This is a genomic window from Paenibacillus sp. FSL M8-0334 (assembly GCF_038000405.1).
GTDB classification, from domain to species: domain Bacteria; phylum Bacillota; class Bacilli; order Paenibacillales; family Paenibacillaceae; genus Paenibacillus_AQ; species Paenibacillus_AQ campinasensis.
This window is the reverse complement of sequence record NZ_JBBOCH010000002.1, coordinates 253,033-271,609: the sequence shown is the minus strand read 5'-3', so window position 1 is coordinate 271,609 and position 18,577 is coordinate 253,033. Positions and strand designations below refer to the sequence as shown.

Here is an 18,577-nt window from a genome sequence, read left to right as displayed (position 1 = left end):
TCTCTTCTTATTTTAGTTCCTCAGGTTTTTTAACTCTTAGTTGTCCAACCTCATAAAGCTTTGCGTTAAACTTTTCATTTTTGATTAGCTTATAATTTGGAATAACTACCTTATTGTTTGCATCCAATTCAGCAACAACTGCATGATCCTTATAAGAACCAATCATTACATAGTTCGGCTTTCCTTCAACCACCATAAACTCAGTTTGTGTCATTGCATTGAATTGGCCCAATAGAGTCATATTCGGTATTGTCACTAATGTAAACAGTGCATAAATGATTAAATAAAGTTGCGATAACCGATTTTATCAATTATCGATGAAACTAGGCCATTTACCATGCTAGTACCTTCTGTAGTTGTTGTTGAACTTGCACCATCTTTCTTTCTTGCTTCTATTGACGCTCTCAGTTTTTCGTTGTAGTTTTTTACATCTTTAAATCGAAAAATTGGCAACACGAACATCCATATACCAATAACTATTAATATCAATAGGAGAGCAATTACAGTCGGTACGCTAATTCCATTCAATAATGTAATAAACAAGCCTGCATAGAGCATCCATATATACTCGCTGAACTTCTTACTAAATGCTTCGTTCATGGCTTTATAGTGCCTGATTACTACGGTTAAACTATCAAGTATCATAAATAAAAAAACGCCGATCAGAACTGTTAGACTTATGCTTTTGATAATCATTGTTGGATTTAACTCTACGAATACATCAGGCAACAAGAAATACTCCTTATAGCCTTTATCATAATAATATGCGAATGCATAACCAACTGCCGTCATGGTTGCTATCAAGATACCTTCACTTAGAAATGGGATCTTGCGCTTATTCTCCTGCTTCTCCTTGACTTCCTCAGACACTTTCACATGCTCCCCTGTCCATCTTTACTATGGTATACTTCCACATCTTACCACAGGCTCTAGAAGGCTGTCAGGTTATGTTCTTCTATGGAATTTAGTGAATTATAAAACTATATTAAATTTCTCTTCTACAGATAAGAGTAATAATATTATCTCTCCAGTCTCTAAAAAGCCCTCTTGCCCTATGAAACTGACTAATCGTTTACCATTAAGCCCTCTCTCGATCCTTTTCTCTCCCCACTCAGCAGGTTTATCTGGTTGATTGCGCTGTAAATTGAACTTACCTCCGTGAGCTGCAGCATTTCGTACATGCCGAAAAAATTGCCAAAGGGGATCGTTGTTTCGATATTTCCCTTCAGTTAGTGCATAAGCAGTAATAATCATATATTCGACTTGTCTAAAATTATTTTCAATCATCCGTTCTTGGTTGTGTAGTAAGTACCTTGCCAATTGAATTGGATCAATTACTATTTTTTGTCCATTTGGAAAAGCCAATATTTGATCTCCCATTAAAGGAGTAACACTATGATTTTTTAAAAGTCCTTTCTTATAATCCTGGTCACATTCTAATTCGCTTAGGAAAACATCTACTGCTGCTTCTCCATCTTTACGAACTTCATTTAATTCATTTATTATAAATCGACTGCTTAGCTCAATAATCGCATGAACTGAATTTAGATAATTTTGAATCAATGGAGAAAAAGTACTTTTTTTAATATCAGCGTACAAACTATTACTATCAATAATCTGGCTCATCAATTTTCTCCTCTCAACTACAAGAACATTGTTTAAGATATTATCCAGCATATTCCAACGACAAGCAACAAAAAACCATCACTCAATAGTGACGGTCATTTAAAATTCAATTTCTATTTATACCAATAAAGAGTTAAAACTGACCCAATTGCCCTGGCGTGTCTTTAGATATAACTTCCCATCGATTAACTTTACAGTTCTATACAATGTTATCAACTCCTTGTTATGCGAATAATATAAGATTCATGACTCGTGCAAATGGGTTGCGTTTATGTACTTTAAACAAGTTGATCGGTGTAATACCCGTTTGCTTGAGTTTGTTGTATTTTGCTTCAGTTAATCGCTCCTGCAACAAGTTTTCAATTGCCTTTAATTCGTCATACTTACATTCAGTAACAAAGTCCTGGAGACTGATTTGGTTTTGTATAATCTTCTCACGTCTAATGTTGCTGAGAATCTTGCAAATCTCTTTACCATCTTTGCCCATTGCTTCATAAAGGAAGCGGGAGCGTTCTTCATGTGTCTGCAGTAGGAATTCAATTTGTGCGATGAGTTCAATTGCTTGGGGACTAATGCTTAGAACCTTAATGATTTGAGCGATGGATACTTGATTCTTTATAGGTGTCATTGTGGACATCGTGGGAACCTCCAATTTATTTTAAATTTGTGTACAACGGTATACTTGGTTGTGTTATAATACAATCGCCAATGATCGTTTAACGTTCAATCTTATGGATCTAATATACCACATGAACGTTTAACGATCAACTATTGATTTAAAAAATATTTGGGAGTGATTTTATTATGGATATTAACTGCGTTGTTCTTTACTCGAAACTTGGTGAACTGATTGATAAACATGGAATCTCTGCTCTCAAACTATCAGAAGACATTGATCACCGGAGAAGCACAATAAATGAACTGGTACATAATAAGGAAATGGAGAACAAACGGATTCCCGCTTCCCTTATTGCTAAGCTTTGTGCTTACTTTAATGTCACTCCAAATGAACTGTTTGAAGTTAGATTAAAAAAGAACTCCTAAGATAGGAGTTCTTTTAACTTAAAATATATTAATTCCTTAGTTTATTGTGCTTTTCTAATACGAAAATGAGTCTTTTTTTCAGCTTATCTAGAATAACTCTTTCTTTTTCTATGGACGCAAAACAAAGATCCTTGTATTTATTTACAAATTCCTCCATTAATATCTCATCATCCTCTGTTTCTTCTATTTCAAGAATTTCAGCCAATAATTTTCGTTGTTTTACTATGTTAAATAAATCCGAGTATATTATACTTAGATGTTTAGAAGCATATTCTGTGACTTTATCTTGTGTATATTGTAGATTAGGAACAGTTAAAAAAACTTTTACCCGATTAGAACTTCTTTTTAATTCTTCTTCAAAAATTCTAACCTCTACTCTGTTTGTAGCAAGAAGATTCTCTCCCTGAATGGCTACTTTTGAGATATTCAGTCCTACATCACTAATAACCCTTTCAGTCTCTTTAAGCTGATAATTTAGTAAATCGTATATTTTATGATCCTCTTTTCTTTGGTTTTGCCAACTTTCAATAGGAATATCAATCATGTCAATTCTATCATCAGTCAAAAGATCAACATGGAAACTAACTTGGATTCTATACTCTTTCTCCCTCGAAAAAAAATTATTAACTGATAATTCCTTTTTTATTTTTTCTTTTAAGTCCATATCAAATATATCTGTCTCTTCTAATATGTAAAACCATTGTGACAACTTAAATCACCCCACATATGAGAATAGTGACAGTAATTAGTCTATTACCAGTTAAACTATATATTACCATTTAATCGTTTTAACAGTAATATAATTTACGACTATTATAGTAAACATCCGAGGACTCATTTTTTAAACCTGAATCGCCATTATGCCAGTCACTCTTATTTCGTCAGTGGGAACCCTCTCAACCATACTGAGAATCTGTTCAACTTCAACTTGAAAAGCGCTTAGAGGGCCTTTCAAATCGCTCTCAACGTCTATATGTTTTATGCGTTGTTCACCCTCCGTGCCAACGAGAAAATAGGTTACAATTAGCTTGTTCATATTTAGCCCCTCCATTTAAATTACCTTTTTATGTTCATCGCCTGCAGCATATCGATCGCTTCGCTTCCTCGAACCTCGCCCACAACGATGCGATTGGGCCGCATCCGCAGCGAGGACCGAATCAGATCGCGGATCGATATTTCGCCCCGGCCTTCGGTATTCGCGTTCCGTGTCTCCAGAGATACAAGATTCGGAACGGTCACAATCTTCAGCTCCGCCGAGTCCTCGATTGTAATGACCCGTTCATCGGGCGGAATGTACTGGGACAATGCGTTCAGAAAGGTTGTCTTCCCCGAGCCTGTGCCACCGCCGATAAAAATGTTGTATTTGCCAACTACCAAAAGTCTTAGCAGCTCAGCAGCTTCCGCGGTGATGGCTCCCTTATCCACCAGGTCCTCCATCGTCATCGGCGACTCCGGGAATTTCCGGATCGTCATGGTCGGGCCTTTTAACGCTATGGGCGGTAGCACAATATTGACCCTGGAGCCATCCTTCAGCCTGGCATCCACGATCGGCGAGGATTCATTCACCACCCGGTTGACGGTGCCAACGATGCTCTGAATAATATCCTCCAGCCGGCTCTGTGACTCAAATTGCATCGGCAGCTTCATGACTTCACCGCCCCGCTCGATAAAGATCTCCTCATGACTGTTAATCATAATCTCGGTAATGCCCGGATCGTCCACTAGCGGCTGCAGAACATCCAGCCCCCGGAACGAGTCAAACACCCGGCGAACCAGCCTTCTCTTCTCGGATGCGGTCAGATGCCCAAGCTCCCGGCTTCTCCACACCACATCCTCAATATGCCGAATCAGCTCCTCATTGCTGATGGCTGAGGTCATATCCAGCTCTGAACGAACCCGCTCGCGGACGGCTGCAAATTTCTCTTCAACCATAAGCCCGGTCCCCGTCGGCATGGAATGACACCAGCCCCGGCTTCTCCAGCAGCGCTCTGCACAGCTTCAGAATTTCCCGCTGGAAAATCGGCGAGCAGAGCAGCAGATCTTCCTGATGCACTTGCTTCCATGAAGGGATGTAGGGCAAAGCACCATCCAGGCCCGATGCTTGCCAAGGAAGCGGATTGGCAAGCTGTCCCGTAAACCGGTTCATCACATATCGGCTCTTGCCCATCGCATTCCTGAACAGCTCCGGATGCCGGCTCTCCAGGTAATTGAGCCACACCCCGCTCTTGTACATGCTGACTAGGTCATCCAGCAGCACCCACATCAGCAGATCCGCCCCCTCCAGCACCCCAAGCGTGCGTTCCTCAATGCAGCCTCCCGTATCGGCAATGATGAGATCGTATTCGTCGCTAGCTGCCAGCAGCTTCAGCAGTAAACCTGTATCCGCCTCAGTGATCTCCATCAGCTCCTGCACCTGCTGACTCGGAGCAAAAGTGTCGCATTTCATCCCGGGATGCTTCACAATAAATGGCCCAAGCTCCACATCCGGCATCTCCGGGCGCTGGGCGCCTGCCTGGCGTTTAGCGATGTTCTCCTCCTGCCAGGCCTTCACGTTGTACAGCAGTCTGGAAAAGCGCTGCTCGCTTTCCGGCGTCCCGGATGAAAACAAAGCGCCGGTGTTCGCCGTCTCCAGATTGAGATAGAAAACGCGAAGCCCCAGTACGCCAAGCTGCTTGGCCATATTCATCGCAATCGTAGATTTCCCGCATCCGCCTAGCGGCGATGCGATCCCGAGCACGGGTGTCGTTCCGCTATGGCGCTTCGGTTCGCTGACCGCTCCGTTAAGCGGGCCCTTGCAGTAGGCAAGCACCGCCTCCAGCAGCTGCGGAAGCGGCTGGTACTTGGCAATGGCCGCTCCTCGGCCAGGCTCACCGCCTCGGGCACTCGGAAGAGCGCCCCCGTCCTCGCTCAGCAGCAGCCAGGCGATGTGCCGAGCATCCTCGCCTGCCGCTTCAAGCCAGGCCTGCAGCATGTCACGATCTCCGACCACGAGCCCGGGCTTATGCTCTGTCATATATTGAAGGAATGCATCCATACGGGTAAATGCCGTCACGTGCAGCATATTTCCGAAGGAGCTGCCCTGAACATAGTCCAGCAGCGGCTCCACATACCGGGAATCCTGGACGGCCAGCACCATTCTCACCGGCATTTTTGCAACCACCTTTCTCATGCCAACGCAAAAAAGCACCGTCAATACCGCTTATCGCGGTTATTGAACGGTGCTTCCGTTGTCTTGTTATAATTTGACATTAGAATAACATAGCATCTGTCAAACGGCAACATTTATTTTTCAGAGATTACTGATCTTCCTATTGCCAAAACAAGGATATATATCCTACTATATAGGCTCAGCAGCAATTCTCTTTATGTAGCACGTTGTACATAGAATCTGCTGAAACTATATAGGATCTGCTGCAACCGGAACCTCCCAGAGACTCCGAATACGAATCATGTGGATTTCATCAAGTCAGGAGAGTGACATCAAGTGAAACGCTATGTTATGTTCGTTCTATTGGCCTTCGTGTTCTTGACAGGCTGCGGCCAGCCGCTGGCGGCTCCGCCACACACGAGTGAAACGGCCAGCCCGGAAGCCGGCCCTGCCGGAAATGAATCTTCAACAACGGTTTACCCTACAGACGACCTCAATCTGCCTCGTGTGCCTGTCGAGCTCGTAAGGGCCATCGACGGTGACACGATCAGTGTCATGTATGAAGGCAAGAAAGAAAATGTTCGTCTTCTGCTGATCGATACGCCGGAGACGAGTCACCCCCGCCTCGGTGTGCAGCCATTCGGGCCGGAGGCCAAGCAATTCACGAAAGAGCTTGTAGAGCAGGCCGAATTGCTGGAGCTGGAGTTCGATATCGGCCCGAATCGGGACAAATACTCCCGGCTTCTCGCTTATGTGTACGCTGATGGAGTCATGGTGCAGGAAGCGCTGCTGGAACAGGGACTGGCCCGGGTCGCGTATATTTATCCGCCCAACGTCCGTTATGTTGACAAATTCGACGATCTGCAGCGAATCAGCCGTGAGCAGGGCCTTGGCATTTGGAGTATAGAGAACTACGCCCAGGAGGACGGCTTCTATCCAGAAGAAGCGGAGGGCGCTGAACCTTCTAAGTCAGAAGATTACGACATCCTGACCGAGGCGCCTGAGCCTTCAGCCGGGCAAGCGGATGTTCCGGCCAACGGCTGCCATATTAAGGGGAACATCAATTCCAAAGGGGAGAAGATCTATCATACACCCGAGTCCCGGTATTATGAACAGACCAAGCCGGAGCAATGGTTCTGTACAGAACAAGAAGCGGAGGAAGCCGGTTTCCGCGCTCCTCTACGTTAACAACAGGGACATCTAGGAGAGAAAGCGCCGCCGAATGTCCGGCGTTGGAATGAGACATTCTTCGGACTTTCCGAACCAGCGATAGCGATTCCGGGCCACCATCCGGTACAGCTGATTTCTCAGCGGTCTCGGAACGGCCACTGCGATGTAGAGCAACGGCCAAGGGAAGCGCAGGCGCCGGACAATTCGCAGCGCAGCTGTGGAACGGGTATAGTAGGTTCCATCTTCAATCAGCACCATCGTCTCGCTCATATCCTCCGGCAAGCCTCCTTGTCTGAGCAGTTCCTGCCCCGCCTCGGACTGAAGCGAGGCGAAATGAAAATAACCATCAGGATCTCGCTGTATGATGAATCTGGTGAGCCCCTGGCATAAATGACAGACCCCATCGATAAGCACGATCGCGTGCGGAGATTGCGGGTCTTTATGGTTATGGGCCATATGGAATTCCCCCGTTCTGTTCGTTATATCGTCCGTATATAAAGAGAAAACGCAGGGAAGCCTCCCCACGCTTGTTCAAATCGCCTATTCTCGATTATTATTCGGCAACCTTGCTCAGCCATTCCTGTTCCTTCAGCTGACGATCGAAATCATCTTGGAATTTCTCCATACATTTGCAGATAAAATCCTTGTGGCACACCGGGCATGGCACTTTTCCCAGTCTCGTCAGTGCGGTCATCTCCCAATCCGGAAATCGGTTATAGAACACCCGGCATTGTGTTCCGTCAGCCAAGCTGACGATGAATTCGTAAAGACCTTCCTTGTCATTGCTTCCGGCTTTGGTCACATTCGCAATCTTCGGTCTGTATGACATGTCATCACCCGTCTATTTTAAATTGTTATTGACTGTTTGTACCTTCTAGTACTTAGTCATATTAAAGAATTTTGCACCATATGTCAACCTGACCCCGGATACGCTGCCCAAGGGCTTCCATTGACGCAAAAATGCCCGAAATACCGGCTCAACAAGCGGTATTTCGGGCACTTGTAAAGTACAGGAACATTGCAAATTACAGGACGTTCAGCTCCACGTCTATGTTGCCTCTTGTCGCCTTTGAGTAAGGGCAGAAGTCATGAGCCTTGCGGGCAAGATCCTCCGCCTGGGAACGTTCCACGCCAGGCAGTTTCACATTCAGCTTGACTGCAAGCTTGAAACCTCCGTCCGATTCATCCTTGCCGATCATAACATCGGCTGTAACCTCGGTTTCGGTCAGCTTTACCTTCTCCTTGCGGGCGATGTTCTGAAGAGCACTTTCATAGCAAGCGCTGTAGCCTGCTGCGAACAGCTGCTCAGGATTGGTTCCGGCTCCTCCGGGGCCTCCAAGCTCCTTTGGCATTTTCAGATCATGTTTAAGTACGCCATCCGATGAAGAGACGGATCCTTCGCGCCCGCCGCGCGCGGTGGCCGAGGCAGTATACAAAGCGTTCATGTTTACTCACTGCTCCTTTCAAGTTAGGGTACACTTTCTACTTTACACTTCCCATTAATTTTGAAACGTAATCATGAGATTCAGATTTTCTAGAAAGAATCTATGGATGCGTTACCGGAAGCAGCTTCCCGTCTGGAATAGCTCCAAACCCAATTCTTGCAACTGTTTCGCATCGAATTCATGAGTCATATCGTCAACTTACGAAGTAATGCTGTATAGCCTCCATCTTCAGATCTTCAGCGTATACTTTTAACTTTAATAGCAATGAAAAATGCACCCTCTTCATCGGTTAAACCGGGTTCCGATGTCTCTTCTAAGGGGTGCACTTCAGAGTGACTTTGGATTTTTTATTTTATGAGCTGAAGCTTCAACTTTTCATATTCCTCTTGTGTAATTACGCCTTGCTTAACAAGCTCCGATAACTTCAATAGTTCATCGGCAAGTGACATTTTCTGCCCATGAACATCTTGTACAATAACATGGTGATTACTTGCCTGATTGGCTGCATCATTGGCTTCATCTTCATTGGATCCAACTTTATTTACATTTTTAATTAAATAGCTCAAAATATTGTGCCAATGCAGCACATCATCATATACCTTTTTATATTCCAAGCTAGATTTGGGAACCGCCTGATCAAAAGAACCAAACGTAATTCTATAAAATGATTTTTGAGAATCATTAACTACAATCTGCAACTGTACTTGTCCCACTTGGGTGGATGAAGCTGTAGCTGCACTTAAACCGCCGATCACCGCACCAACCCCGCCAGCAATCAATCCGCCAAGCAGCGCTCCACCGAGCTGGTCGGATCTTGATGTCCTTGTAATTGTAGCTCCATCCTCAATGATTTCCGATTGAAGAATATCATCATAATTAAATATTTTAGATGTGTAGTTGATTCTCGAAAGGGCCTGTGATAATTCCAGTCCTTTATTATCATATGTATTGTAAATGATAGCAATCTTCTTATTGTCTTCATCAATCGCAATCATGGAGGATAAATCAGCGGAGACAGCCTCTTGACTGGCATAAAAAAAATCTCTTTTCAATTTATTGAAGGCCAGATCTAGTTCACTTTTAATGGATTTGCTCATCTGATAATTCTGCCTGATGATCTTTTCTTCTTTGTCCCTCTCCCGCTTTTTTTCCAAATAATATGAGGAGAAACTAGATATCATGATGCCAAAAATTCCAAACCATATCACAACACTATTATCATTTTTTGCGCCTACGGAAATAATAAAAAACATTACAATAATGCCTAAACAACCTATTCCAACCCACATTAAAGTTTCCTCCTGACCGTTGTACAGAGACAAGTCTAAGCTGTATACAACTCTGCTTATTGAATAATATCGGCAGAGTTATTTCCTTTATATAAAAAAGAAAACATTAAATTAGTAAGTAGAGATCGACTGTAGAACATCGTTTACAAAATAAAGATATTTATCTCCTCCATATGAACGCTCGTATACCCAAAATTCCGTAGTTCCCCACGAATACGTGTTCTTCATATTCTGGTCGTACCATCCCCAGGATAAATACACCATATCGGATGTCATGCCTGTGCTGATGGTATGCTCTTCGATCTGTCTCCAGTGCTTTTGTGAAAACTTGTATTGCTGATATGGATTTGACGTGTAAAATACATACTTGAAATCTGATTTAACCATAGGTGCTTTATAGGTTTTTCCCTTGTAAACAAAATAAGCATCGATCAAGTCCCCGATATTTCGTTCGACTTTCGTTAGTTTCACTTGAGCTAAATTTTTAATATTGACATAGTTGCCGGATAAGTCGGAGATTAGCGTATGCGCTGTATGGACCCATTGATTCTGCAACATCGTCAGTTTCTGCAACAAAAAAACCACGCTTCAAGTTCAGGAACAATCCTAAACGAAGCGTGGTTTTCTCATTTCCAATGCGGTAGAGAGGACTCGAACCTCCACGGGCGTACGCCCACTACCCCCTCAAGATAGCGTGTCTGCCATTCCACCACTACCGCATAATAAAAAGGGAACGTCTCAGCAGAACATTCCCTATTATATACCTCTGTAAAGCAAATGTAAAGCGCCAATCCTTACCTTATTATAAGGGCTCACCGATTGATGTCTTTGTTCCTTCCCTTATCCTTGCGATATGCGGAAAATTCCAAATACTCGCGGATGAATTCCCGCTCTTGCTCGCCCAGCTCGGAGAGCTCGGCTGGATCAATCATGATCTCCTGTTCCGCGCCATGCTCCATGCCGTAGCCTTCGCGTGTTTCCTTGATTTCCGGGAATGGGCTCCCCCTGCCGATGATTAACCAATCCAGACTCACCGAGAAGAATGCTGCGATTTCGATCAACTTGTTTGTGCTTGGCGTTGTTTTGCCCCTTTTCCAATCACCAAAATTTCCCGTGCTGATGCCGAGCGCTTCGCAAAAAGCCTTCTTGGTCATACCTCGGTCTTCAATTAGATGTTCGATTCGTTGGTAGATAGACTGCATGAAACAACCGCCTTCCCATACTCTTCAGCATAAAATAACTTATTTAAGTTATTTCCTCTTGCACAATTACTTATATAAGTGTATAATAGTTTCTATATTGCCTAAATTATACCATAGATCGCAGCACTTTTTCCTCAATGTATGAATCCAGTTAGAGGAGCGAGTAATTTGCCAAATACCGTAACATCTTGGAGTCATGCCGTTCACTCCTTGAACAAGGGGCTGATCATCCTGCGCGCGGACGGAACGATCGACAACATCAATGATCCGTTGATGAAATGGCCCGCCAAGTTCGGAATGTCGCCGAAGCACCTGCAGCCAGGGATTTCGTTTTTTGATGTCAGCCCGCCCGAGTTTGATTCGTCTTTTGCCCTTTTTTATAGGGAGTTTTTTCTCCCCGCTATTCGTGAGGTGCTGCTTGGGCATAAGGAGGCGTTCTCCGTTGAATATGAGCTGGAAGGGGAGGACGGCCCCGCCTGGGTGTTGTGCGAGGTTCAACCGATCGCCAGCACTGGGAACAAGCTTGTGCTTGGAGCCGTACTGTCTTATTCGGACATTACGAAATATAAGCATACAGAGCTTCAGCTTGCTCACTTGCTTTCCTACAGCGCTGCTCTGCCGGAGCATGTCCCGATCTGTGCCGTATGCAAGCATGTGCATACCGAAGACGTATGGGAGCCCGTGGAAAGCTATCTGGAAATCCGGCTTCCGATCAAGTTCACCCATGATATATGTCCTGGTTGCATCCGGCGCTTGTATCCACAATATTCATCCGCGTTTGATGACGCCGAATTGCCGGATAATGAGGAGCCTTGACGTCATCTAACAGACAGATCGCGTTTCTGACATACAAAATAAGCAGCCCGAACCCTGCTCTGTGGCAGAATTCGCGGCTGCTTTTTATTTTGGACAGAAATGAGATGAGGCATACTGATTAGGTTTACGGGGTTTCCGGCGCTGCCGTAACGATCCGAAGCAGCGGGCTGAACAGTGAGGGCAGCACGGATACGTGCCCCTCCCCTTCAATTTCCCGGTATGTGGTCTTCAAGAGGTGATAATGCGGTTTCAAGCAAGCGTACAGTTCTCTGGCATCCGTCACCATGGACGGCTTCTCTTCTCTGCCAACATAAAGATGTAGCTCCCGGAGCGGTTGCATCTCCTGGAGGCGTGCGCTTCCATTCTCCCAGTGGGTATACAGCGCATGATGCTTCCACCATATCGATGGGCTCGCGGCAACATACCGCTGGAAAGCCTCGGGCCTGGTGAACAGCGTGTACAAGGCAAAATATCCGCCCAGAGAATGACCGAAAAGCGACTGCCTGCTGCGGTCGATCGGATAGTGTTCCTCGATCCTCGGCTTCAGCTGCGTCTCAATAAACTCCAGAAAATGCGCTACCCCGCCGGTCTCCGGCCATTCCATTCCTCCGGGTCTTGCCGGCAGCTCGCGGCTATCCGCATATTCGGTGTAATTATAGAAGCGCTCCTCGCTTGCAATCGGGCTATCGCTGTCGAATCCGATGCCCACGACCACCGCAGGCGGTATGCCGCGAGGGGTTCGGGACTGCATCCGGATCGATTCCGCCAGCGAGCCGAAGGTGGCGTTGGCATCCAGCGAATATAGCACAGGATATCCGCCTTCTGGCGGCGGCCCCATCGGCTCGGCGATGCAGATCCGGTATGCCCGCCCAGTAAGCTCCGAGTGCAGACTCCAAGTGACCGTGCCCGGAATGCTGAAAGCTGCCGGTGCGCGGGGTGAACCGGATTCAGCAACAGATGCATCCGGGCTTGCCGAACCGTCAGGGGCTATGGCGCCGGACGCTGTGAGCTTCCGCGCTGCAGCGGATTCAGCACCTGGCTCAGTTACCGGCTCCGTTGCTGGTTCAGTCAAGGCATGAGAAGCTGCTGCTTCGGCCGCCTCTGTGAACAGCCACTGCAGGGCGTCCGTAAATTTGCGGTACATGAAGATCGGATCATGGGTGCCGTCCGGATCAACGATCAGGCACAGCTGATGTTCATTCGTTCCGCTTTCCACCCAGTGGCGATATGCCTCAAGATGATTCGGAAACATGCTGCGCTGAGCATTTAGTTTATAGATGCCTTCATTTCGCCCGACCGACATGAACAGGCTCACGCCAGACGGAAGCGCCCCTTGTTCCTTGATATATTCCAGCACTCCTTCGTACCATAGCGACCCGGAGAGCATGCCGATCCGGCCGAAAATCTCGGGGCGCCAGTAGCCCGCAAAAAGCGAGATTAGGCCCCCGAACGATCCGCCGATGATGGCCGTGTGCTCCGGTCCGCTAAGCGAGCGGTATGTACTGTCAATCCAGGGCTTGATCACATCTGCCACTTCATTGACATAAGCCCGCCCCTCCCCAGCGAAGGCCGGACGCCCCGCAACGAGCGCATCCATCGGCCATGGCGTATATTCCCGATTGCGATCCTTGGTACAGATGCCTACCAGAATCACTTCCTGCAGCTTGCCTGACGCATAACAGTGCTCCAGATAGTTCAGGGAATCCTGAAAAGGCTCCCCCTGGTCTTGTACATAAGCCACCGGGTAAAGGCGCTCTGACTGATGATAGGATGGGGGGAGACAAATCACCAGCTCCCTCCCCCTCACTTTCAACTGTTGATAACGATTCATATGTTCTCTCCCCGAAATGACGGTAGCGACCATCATATTATTTTCTCATGCGAAACAGCAGATAAACGAAATATGGCACCCCGATCACCGATATGACGATCCCCGCTGCCAGCTCCGCAGGCGCAAAGATCGTTCGGCCGATAAAATCCCCAGTCAGTACAATCGCCATGCCGGCGATGCCGCTGATGGGAATCATATGCCGATGCTTGAAGCCCACCAGCTGTTTAGCCATATGGGGGGCAATCAGCCCGACAAAGCCGATGCTGCCGGATACCGCCACACTGGCGCTGACCAGACCGATGCTGCCCAACAGCAGCAGCTTCTTCTCGCGCTCGACGGCAACGCCGACGCTTTTTACGCTGTCCTCGCTGAGCTGGAACAGATCAAGCACTCGCGTGCGCAGCCAGATGAGCGGAGGCAACAAGACAAGCCAAGGCAGCATCGTCACCACAAACTTCCAATTGGCGCTGTGCAGGCTGCCCGCCAGCCAGGAAACGGCCATTTCGTAATCTCTCGGGTTCATCTTCAGCGAAAAATACATCGTCACCGCTCCAAACCCGGACGCAATCGCAATCCCTACCAGAATGAGCCGCTGCGGGTCCAGCTTGCCTCCTTCCCTGGCGAGTATCAGGATCGCCGCCGTAGCAAGCATTCCTCCTGTGATGCCGAATAGCGGCATCATCATGACGCCAAGCCAGCCGGTCATCGTAAGCTGAGCCTGGAACAGGAACATGAACAGCACCACCGCCATGCCCGCACCTGCATTGATGCCAAGTATGCCCGGATCGGCGAGCCCGTTGCGGGTCACGCCCTGTATGACAGCGCCAGCGATGCCAAGCGCATAACCGACCAGCGCCCCCAGCACGATCCTCGGCAGGCGAAATTGAAACACGACAAGATCATAATCAGGATCCGCTTCAAGCCGAAGCAGCGTTCGGAACACGTCGCGGATGGTCATGTCAAAGGTGCCATTGGTCAGGCTGAAATAGATCGCTGCCAGCACGATGACAAGCCCTCCGGCAAGGACAACCCGAAAACGCATCGAGCTATTAAGCACGCTGAGCCCCTCCCCTCGTCTTGATCAGATAAAGGAAGAACGGAACACCGATCAACGCAGTGATAACACCGACAGGCGTTTCGAAGGGAGCGTTGACAAAGCGGGCAAGAATATCGCACAAGGCAAGGAACAAGCCGCCGAGCACGCCGGATACCGGCACGATCCATCGGTAATCGGAGCCTGACAAGAACCGGGCAATGTGCGGGATGATGAGCCCGACAAAGGCAATCTTCCCGGCAAGGGCTACGGAGACCCCGGTCAAAATGACAACCGCCAGCATCGTCAGCCCTTTAATCAACGAAGTCCGGACCCCAAGCCCCTTCGCAGCTTCCTCCCCCAGCGAGAGCAGCGTAACCGACCGGGACAGTATCAATGCCAGGGCAAGGCCAGCCAGCGCAAACGGAATGCTGAGCTTGATCAGCGAAGGGTCCATGGCATGCAGCCGGGCATTGTACCAGAAGCTGATGCTCTGCGAAATCTGGAAATAAGCGGCGAGCGCCTCCGCGACGCCACTGAGGAAGGTCCCGATCACCGTCCCGAGTATAGCAAGCCGAACCGGGCTAAGCCCGCCCGGAATGAGCCAGGCCAGGCCGAATACGATGGCAGCGCCAATGGCGGAACCGACCATGGAGCTGATGATATACATCTCGGACCCGGCGTTCGGGATCAAGATCATGAACAGAGTCACCGCAAAAACCGAGCCGTCGGTCACCCCCATAATGGAAGGCGAAGCGAGATAGTTGCGTGTCATGCCCTGCATCAGAGCGCCCGAAACGGCAAGAAATGCGCCGATGAGCATGGCTCCGACCACTCTTGGCAGCCGTGAGCTTATGATAATCTGGTGGTCAATTTCCTCCGGATCAAAAGCAAAGATGGAGTCCCATACGGTATCCATCGTAATATTTTTGGCTCCATACAGGATGGAAGCCGCAATCAGCAATATGACAAGCGCCGGGGCCGCCAACAGAATGACGGCCGGCAGCCTCTTTCTAAGCCCCATGAACAACACGCCTTATTTACTGGAATCAGGACTTTGTAGGAATCCCTGTACTCGTATATATCGTAATGAAACCTATGCTCGACCTTTACTGTGTCAGGCTTTCAACAGCGGCTTTCAAAAACGCGATTTTGCTGTAGGCCGTCCCGCCCTGGGCCAGCGGATCTACGACGTTCACAAAGACGGTTCCGTTCTTGAACGCGTTCAGATTTTTCAGAATCGGATCATTCTGCAGCTCTTCCCAGGCATTCGGCGTCTCCCTGTTCTCGTCCGGCGAGAATTGCACAAACAGATAATCCGGATTCATCTCCGCCATTCTTTCCTTGGAGATCAATTCCTGCGCCTCCGCCGCAGCTACCTCATCTGGTACGGCGATGCCGAGATCCTCATACAGAACCGGGTTGAAGAAGACCTCTGCCGGATAGATGTACATCTCGCCCGCGCGAACCCGCAGCGCCAGCACCTTCTTCTCCGTGAGGCTGTCGCCGATCAGCGACTTTGCCGCTTCCAGATCCGCTTTGTATTTCTCAATTTCCTGTTCGGCCAGCTCCTGCTTCCCGCTTAGCTCGCCAAGCAGTCTCAAATTGCTCTCCCAGTTCGTGGAGATGTGAGAATACGGGATGGTCGGCGCGATTTTGTTCAGCTGCTCAGCCACCTCGGGCTTGAACTTGGATGACCCTAAAATGACGTCCGGCTTCAGCGACAGAATCGTCTCAAAATTCGGCTCCGTCTTCTCACCCACCGACTGGGCATTCTTCGTAATCGACTCAAACAATGGCGGGAATTCACCTGCAAAAGAGATCGCCCCGACTGGATTGACATCGAGCACGATGGCATCCTCCATCGCTTCCACCGCGCCGGTAATGACAATGCGCTCCGTTTGCGCTGGCAGAATGTATTCCTGGTCGAGGTATTTGACCACCTTCGTGTCGGCTTCAGCTGGCGCTGACTCCGTCTCCTGCGGCGACGGCTCCGCCGCTGTGTTCGCGTTATCGGCGGCCTGCTGTGCCGCAGGCACCGCGCCCGGATCGGCCGTGCCGCCTCCGCATGCGGTAAGCATCAACATAAGGGCCATCAGCCCTGACAATAACTTCATGGTCTTCATTTCTCTCAAGCGTCCCCTTCCGTGTAGCTGATCATAATATGATTATCATTTTCTCAATTGATAATGATTATCATTATTGATCATAGTAAGCGAAAGTCCGCTCCTGCACCATGGACAATCTCCGGTTCTGTCATGGATATTTTCCGGAAAACATGCGCAGTGCTTCCTCCGCCATCTGCTCCATCGCGATCGGGGAATACTCACGCCACGGATAAGACGAGAGCTGGCGGAACGTGCCGCTTCGGACTGTGTCCAGCGCCATCCATTCCGGTGACGACTCAAGCTGACGCCAATAGGCCAGCGTCTCGGAATCCTGCCGGACCAGCAGGAGCAGATGGCCCGGACAGCTCTCTTCAATCTGGCGGATGCTCAGGCTGTTATTAGCCTCCTCAGGCACGACAACCGGCTCGAACTCTAAATATTCATACAGCACTTCCCGGATTCCCGGATGACTGTATGCTGCCAGCTCATGACGGTGAAGCCGCGCCGTGAGAATTCGCCGCTTGCGCCTAGCGTGTGACGGGAGCTGATCCAGCCAGCCGGATATTGTACGTTCGTAAGCTGCCAGCCAGCTCACCGCCTCGGCCTTTCGGTTCAGCACCTCCGCCAAGTCAAGCAGACAGCGGCGCCAGCATGTCTCCTGTCCCGGCATTTCATACAGCGGCGCGATCCGGCGCAGCTCCTCCTTCTCCCACGCCTCAACGCCGGATGCGCATATAATAAGCTCCGGGCGCGCGGCGGCCAGCTTCTCCAGATTCGCTGTTCTGTTATGGTTCTGCCGATAAGCATCCAGATGCACAGGGATGTCTGGGCCAAGGACATTATAGTAGTGCTGCGACCATTTCGGATGAAGCGGGGCGGCATAGGGAGTCCATTGCAGCGGCATCGCATACCCTAGCAGCGTGGTCGAGCCGTACATGGCAACCTTGTTCTTATGCGTCCTCATATATTCGGACGGAGATAAACCAAAAGCCTTCTTGAATTTGCGGCTGAAATAAAATTCGTCCTTATATCCGACCGAATGCGCCACCTCTTTCAGCAGAGAATCTGAACCGAGCATCAATTGCTTGGCTTTCTTCATCCGCACCTGCCCCAGGTAATCCATCGCACTGTATCCATAGGTCTTCTTGAACACCTCGACAAAATATTTCGGACTGAGATCCGCCAGCTCGGCCAGCTGATCCATCGACAAATCCTGATCGTAATGTTCATTCATATATTCCTTCACACGCTCCAGCGCCTGCCGCTTGTCATGCCTCGTATCCGGGCTGCTCTCGGCTATCAAGGTATACAGCAATCTCTGGAAATCGAGCTGTCCCCGCCATTTCCGGAGCGGGTCCTTGTCCTGGACATGCCGGTATACCGATCGGCAAATTTGCTGCAAACGCTCGGGTGATCCGTATGTAAACACGCCATTCTCCGGCAGAACCGCTGCGGCGTCCAGCTCCTTCCACTCGTCACTGCCCGGAAGGCTGACGAACAATCCAAAATGCAGAATGGCCACCACGGTCTGTTCCCGCTCGTGCTCCGCCAGCTGGCCGTCACCCTGTACGCCGAAAGTAGAGCCCGCCGGACAACCGTATACACATCCTTTCACCATGCGAGTCGTCTGCTCGGCCTGCAGCAGGCTTGCTTCTCCTCCAAGAAGAAGCACCAGAGCCGGATGAACCGTAAGCTGCTGATCCAGTTGAAGACAGCGCCCGTTATATATCTCCATATGCCGCAGCCGGGCCATTAGCCCGCTATCGCTCCCCAGTTCCTGCAGCACAGGATGATGCAAAGATCGGTTAGACATTATGTGAAACCTCGTTTCTTTAAATGAGAATGGTTATCATTATCATATAATT

The 18,577-nt window shown here is 48.6% G+C and carries 20 protein-coding genes, 1 tRNA gene and 1 pseudogene; 3 read left to right on the top strand and 19 right to left on the bottom strand.

The genetic code is table 11. From position 1 onward, the window contains the following. Positions 1 to 7: 7 nt before the first annotated feature. The 4 genes from MKX64_RS15410 to MKX64_RS15395 form a co-directional block, all read right to left on the bottom strand. Positions 8 to 241 carry a hypothetical protein gene (locus tag MKX64_RS15410; RefSeq protein ID WP_341036509.1) on the bottom strand — a complete coding sequence of 78 codons (234 nt, stop codon included), beginning with the start codon at positions 239 to 241 and terminating at the stop codon, positions 8 to 10. Positions 242 to 279: 38 nt separating this feature from the next. Further along, on the bottom strand, positions 280 to 870 hold the full coding sequence (locus MKX64_RS15405; RefSeq protein WP_341036507.1) for a hypothetical protein: 591 nt from the start codon (positions 868 to 870) through the stop codon (positions 280 to 282). A gap of 102 nt (positions 871 to 972) precedes the next feature. Continuing rightward, on the bottom strand, positions 973 to 1,626 hold the full coding sequence (locus MKX64_RS15400; protein ID WP_341036506.1) for a hypothetical protein: 654 nt from the start codon (positions 1,624 to 1,626) through the stop codon (positions 973 to 975). Between the two features lie 223 nt (positions 1,627 to 1,849). After that, on the bottom strand, positions 1,850 to 2,263 hold the full coding sequence (locus tag MKX64_RS15395) for a hypothetical protein (RefSeq protein ID WP_341036504.1): 414 nt from the start codon (positions 2,261 to 2,263) through the stop codon (positions 1,850 to 1,852). Between the two features lie 167 nt (positions 2,264 to 2,430). Here MKX64_RS15395 and MKX64_RS15390 point away from each other — a divergent pair, with 167 nt between their 5' ends. Next, complete coding sequence (locus MKX64_RS15390; RefSeq protein WP_341036502.1) at positions 2,431 to 2,670, top strand: helix-turn-helix domain-containing protein; 240 nt, start codon at positions 2,431 to 2,433, stop codon at positions 2,668 to 2,670. A 28-nt stretch (positions 2,671 to 2,698) separates the two neighbouring features. Here the strand turns inward: MKX64_RS15390 and MKX64_RS15385 are convergent, their stop codons facing one another. From MKX64_RS15385 to MKX64_RS15370, 4 genes and pseudogenes are all read right to left on the bottom strand, one after another. Then, positions 2,699 to 3,379, bottom strand: coding sequence for a hypothetical protein (locus tag MKX64_RS15385; RefSeq protein ID WP_341036500.1), 681 nt, complete (start codon positions 3,377 to 3,379; stop codon positions 2,699 to 2,701). Between the two features lie 132 nt (positions 3,380 to 3,511). Further along, positions 3,512 to 3,706: a hypothetical protein gene (locus MKX64_RS15380; RefSeq protein WP_341036499.1), complete on the bottom strand. Its 195-nt coding sequence runs from the start codon at positions 3,704 to 3,706 to the stop codon at positions 3,512 to 3,514. 32 nt (positions 3,707 to 3,738) lie between these two features. Continuing rightward, positions 3,739 to 4,602, bottom strand: a pseudogene (locus MKX64_RS15375) (CpaF family protein); the annotation flags it as partial. Further along, the gene (locus MKX64_RS15370) at positions 4,595 to 5,818 is read right to left on the bottom strand and encodes a hypothetical protein (protein WP_155618826.1); all 1,224 of its coding nucleotides are present in this window, start codon (positions 5,816 to 5,818) and stop codon (positions 4,595 to 4,597) included. The gene MKX64_RS15370 and the pseudogene MKX64_RS15375, both read right to left, overlap by 8 nt. A 351-nt stretch (positions 5,819 to 6,169) precedes the next feature. Here MKX64_RS15370 and MKX64_RS15365 point away from each other — a divergent pair, with 351 nt between their 5' ends. Beyond that, on the top strand, positions 6,170 to 7,006 hold the full coding sequence (locus tag MKX64_RS15365; RefSeq protein WP_155618835.1) for a thermonuclease family protein: 837 nt from the start codon (positions 6,170 to 6,172) through the stop codon (positions 7,004 to 7,006). 12 nt (positions 7,007 to 7,018) lie between these two features. Here MKX64_RS15365 and MKX64_RS15360 read toward each other — a convergent pair whose 3' ends face one another. The 6 genes from MKX64_RS15360 to MKX64_RS15335 all read right to left on the bottom strand — a co-directional run bounded on the left by MKX64_RS15360 (position 7,019) and on the right by MKX64_RS15335 (position 10,924). Continuing rightward, the gene (locus MKX64_RS15360; RefSeq protein ID WP_155618825.1) at positions 7,019 to 7,444 is read right to left on the bottom strand and encodes a thiol-disulfide oxidoreductase DCC family protein; all 426 of its coding nucleotides are present in this window, start codon (positions 7,442 to 7,444) and stop codon (positions 7,019 to 7,021) included. 97 nt (positions 7,445 to 7,541) lie between these two features. Then, complete coding sequence (locus tag MKX64_RS15355; RefSeq protein WP_095264839.1) at positions 7,542 to 7,817, bottom strand: hypothetical protein; 276 nt, start codon at positions 7,815 to 7,817, stop codon at positions 7,542 to 7,544. Positions 7,818 to 8,013: 196 nt separating this feature from the next. Then, complete coding sequence (locus MKX64_RS15350; RefSeq protein WP_095264838.1) at positions 8,014 to 8,433, bottom strand: organic hydroperoxide resistance protein; 420 nt, start codon at positions 8,431 to 8,433, stop codon at positions 8,014 to 8,016. A 347-nt stretch (positions 8,434 to 8,780) separates the two neighbouring features. Then, positions 8,781 to 9,722, bottom strand: coding sequence for an SHOCT domain-containing protein (locus MKX64_RS15345; protein ID WP_155618824.1), 942 nt, complete (start codon positions 9,720 to 9,722; stop codon positions 8,781 to 8,783). A 636-nt stretch (positions 9,723 to 10,358) separates the two neighbouring features. Beyond that, a tRNA-Leu gene (locus tag MKX64_RS15340) sits at positions 10,359 to 10,441 on the bottom strand. 93 nt (positions 10,442 to 10,534) lie between these two features. Then, a complete protein-coding gene (locus tag MKX64_RS15335) occupies positions 10,535 to 10,924 on the bottom strand; it encodes a helix-turn-helix domain-containing protein (protein ID WP_095264835.1) in 390 nt (129 codons plus the stop codon). Between the two features lie 168 nt (positions 10,925 to 11,092). Here MKX64_RS15335 and MKX64_RS15330 point away from each other — a divergent pair, with 168 nt between their 5' ends. Then, a complete protein-coding gene (locus tag MKX64_RS15330) occupies positions 11,093 to 11,740 on the top strand; it encodes a PAS domain-containing protein (protein ID WP_230875821.1) in 648 nt (215 codons plus the stop codon). A gap of 124 nt (positions 11,741 to 11,864) precedes the next feature. Here MKX64_RS15330 and MKX64_RS15325 read toward each other — a convergent pair whose 3' ends face one another. From MKX64_RS15325 to MKX64_RS15305, 5 genes are all read right to left on the bottom strand, one after another. Then, complete coding sequence (locus MKX64_RS15325) at positions 11,865 to 13,571, bottom strand: alpha/beta hydrolase (RefSeq protein ID WP_155618823.1); 1,707 nt, start codon at positions 13,569 to 13,571, stop codon at positions 11,865 to 11,867. A gap of 37 nt (positions 13,572 to 13,608) precedes the next feature. After that, a complete protein-coding gene (locus MKX64_RS15320; RefSeq protein ID WP_155618834.1) occupies positions 13,609 to 14,613 on the bottom strand; it encodes a FecCD family ABC transporter permease in 1,005 nt (334 codons plus the stop codon). Between the two features lie 7 nt (positions 14,614 to 14,620). Next, positions 14,621 to 15,628: a FecCD family ABC transporter permease gene (locus MKX64_RS15315; RefSeq protein ID WP_095398948.1), complete on the bottom strand. Its 1,008-nt coding sequence runs from the start codon at positions 15,626 to 15,628 to the stop codon at positions 14,621 to 14,623. Between the two features lie 85 nt (positions 15,629 to 15,713). Beyond that, a complete protein-coding gene (locus tag MKX64_RS15310) occupies positions 15,714 to 16,730 on the bottom strand; it encodes an ABC transporter substrate-binding protein (protein WP_095398947.1) in 1,017 nt (338 codons plus the stop codon). Positions 16,731 to 16,860: 130 nt separating this feature from the next. Beyond that, positions 16,861 to 18,525: an AraC family transcriptional regulator gene (locus MKX64_RS15305; RefSeq protein WP_095398946.1), complete on the bottom strand. Its 1,665-nt coding sequence runs from the start codon at positions 18,523 to 18,525 to the stop codon at positions 16,861 to 16,863. Positions 18,526 to 18,577 lie beyond the last annotated feature (52 nt).

What these genes read in the sequence shown, in the direction of transcription:
- MKX64_RS15305 (WP_095398946.1), bottom strand. Translation starts at nt 18,525, where the DNA reads ATGTCTAACCGATCTTTGCATCATCCTGTGCTGCAGGAACTGGGGAGC.
- MKX64_RS15410 (WP_341036509.1), bottom strand. Translation starts at nt 241, where the DNA reads ATGACTCTATTGGGCCAATTCAATGCAATGACACAAACTGAGTTTATG.
- MKX64_RS15315 (WP_095398948.1), bottom strand. Translation starts at nt 15,628, where the DNA reads ATGGGGCTTAGAAAGAGGCTGCCGGCCGTCATTCTGTTGGCGGCCCCG.
- MKX64_RS15335 (WP_095264835.1), bottom strand. Translation starts at nt 10,924, where the DNA reads ATGCAGTCTATCTACCAACGAATCGAACATCTAATTGAAGACCGAGGT.
- MKX64_RS15320 (WP_155618834.1), bottom strand. Translation starts at nt 14,613, where the DNA reads ATGCGTTTTCGGGTTGTCCTTGCCGGAGGGCTTGTCATCGTGCTGGCA.
- MKX64_RS15355 (WP_095264839.1), bottom strand. Translation starts at nt 7,817, where the DNA reads ATGTCATACAGACCGAAGATTGCGAATGTGACCAAAGCCGGAAGCAAT.
- MKX64_RS15310 (WP_095398947.1), bottom strand. Translation starts at nt 16,730, where the DNA reads ATGAAGACCATGAAGTTATTGTCAGGGCTGATGGCCCTTATGTTGATG.
- MKX64_RS15360 (WP_155618825.1), bottom strand. Translation starts at nt 7,444, where the DNA reads ATGGCCCATAACCATAAAGACCCGCAATCTCCGCACGCGATCGTGCTT.
- MKX64_RS15400 (WP_341036506.1), bottom strand. Translation starts at nt 1,626, where the DNA reads ATGAGCCAGATTATTGATAGTAATAGTTTGTACGCTGATATTAAAAAA.
- MKX64_RS15380 (WP_341036499.1), bottom strand. Translation starts at nt 3,706, where the DNA reads ATGAACAAGCTAATTGTAACCTATTTTCTCGTTGGCACGGAGGGTGAA.
- MKX64_RS15345 (WP_155618824.1), bottom strand. Translation starts at nt 9,722, where the DNA reads ATGTGGGTTGGAATAGGTTGTTTAGGCATTATTGTAATGTTTTTTATT.
- MKX64_RS15365 (WP_155618835.1), top strand. Translation starts at nt 6,170, where the DNA reads ATGTTCGTTCTATTGGCCTTCGTGTTCTTGACAGGCTGCGGCCAGCCG.
- MKX64_RS15370 (WP_155618826.1), bottom strand. Translation starts at nt 5,818, where the DNA reads ATGCCGGTGAGAATGGTGCTGGCCGTCCAGGATTCCCGGTATGTGGAG.
- MKX64_RS15395 (WP_341036504.1), bottom strand. Translation starts at nt 2,263, where the DNA reads ATGTCCACAATGACACCTATAAAGAATCAAGTATCCATCGCTCAAATC.
- MKX64_RS15350 (WP_095264838.1), bottom strand. Translation starts at nt 8,433, where the DNA reads ATGAACGCTTTGTATACTGCCTCGGCCACCGCGCGCGGCGGGCGCGAA.
- MKX64_RS15325 (WP_155618823.1), bottom strand. Translation starts at nt 13,571, where the DNA reads ATGAATCGTTATCAACAGTTGAAAGTGAGGGGGAGGGAGCTGGTGATT.
- MKX64_RS15390 (WP_341036502.1), top strand. Translation starts at nt 2,431, where the DNA reads ATGGATATTAACTGCGTTGTTCTTTACTCGAAACTTGGTGAACTGATT.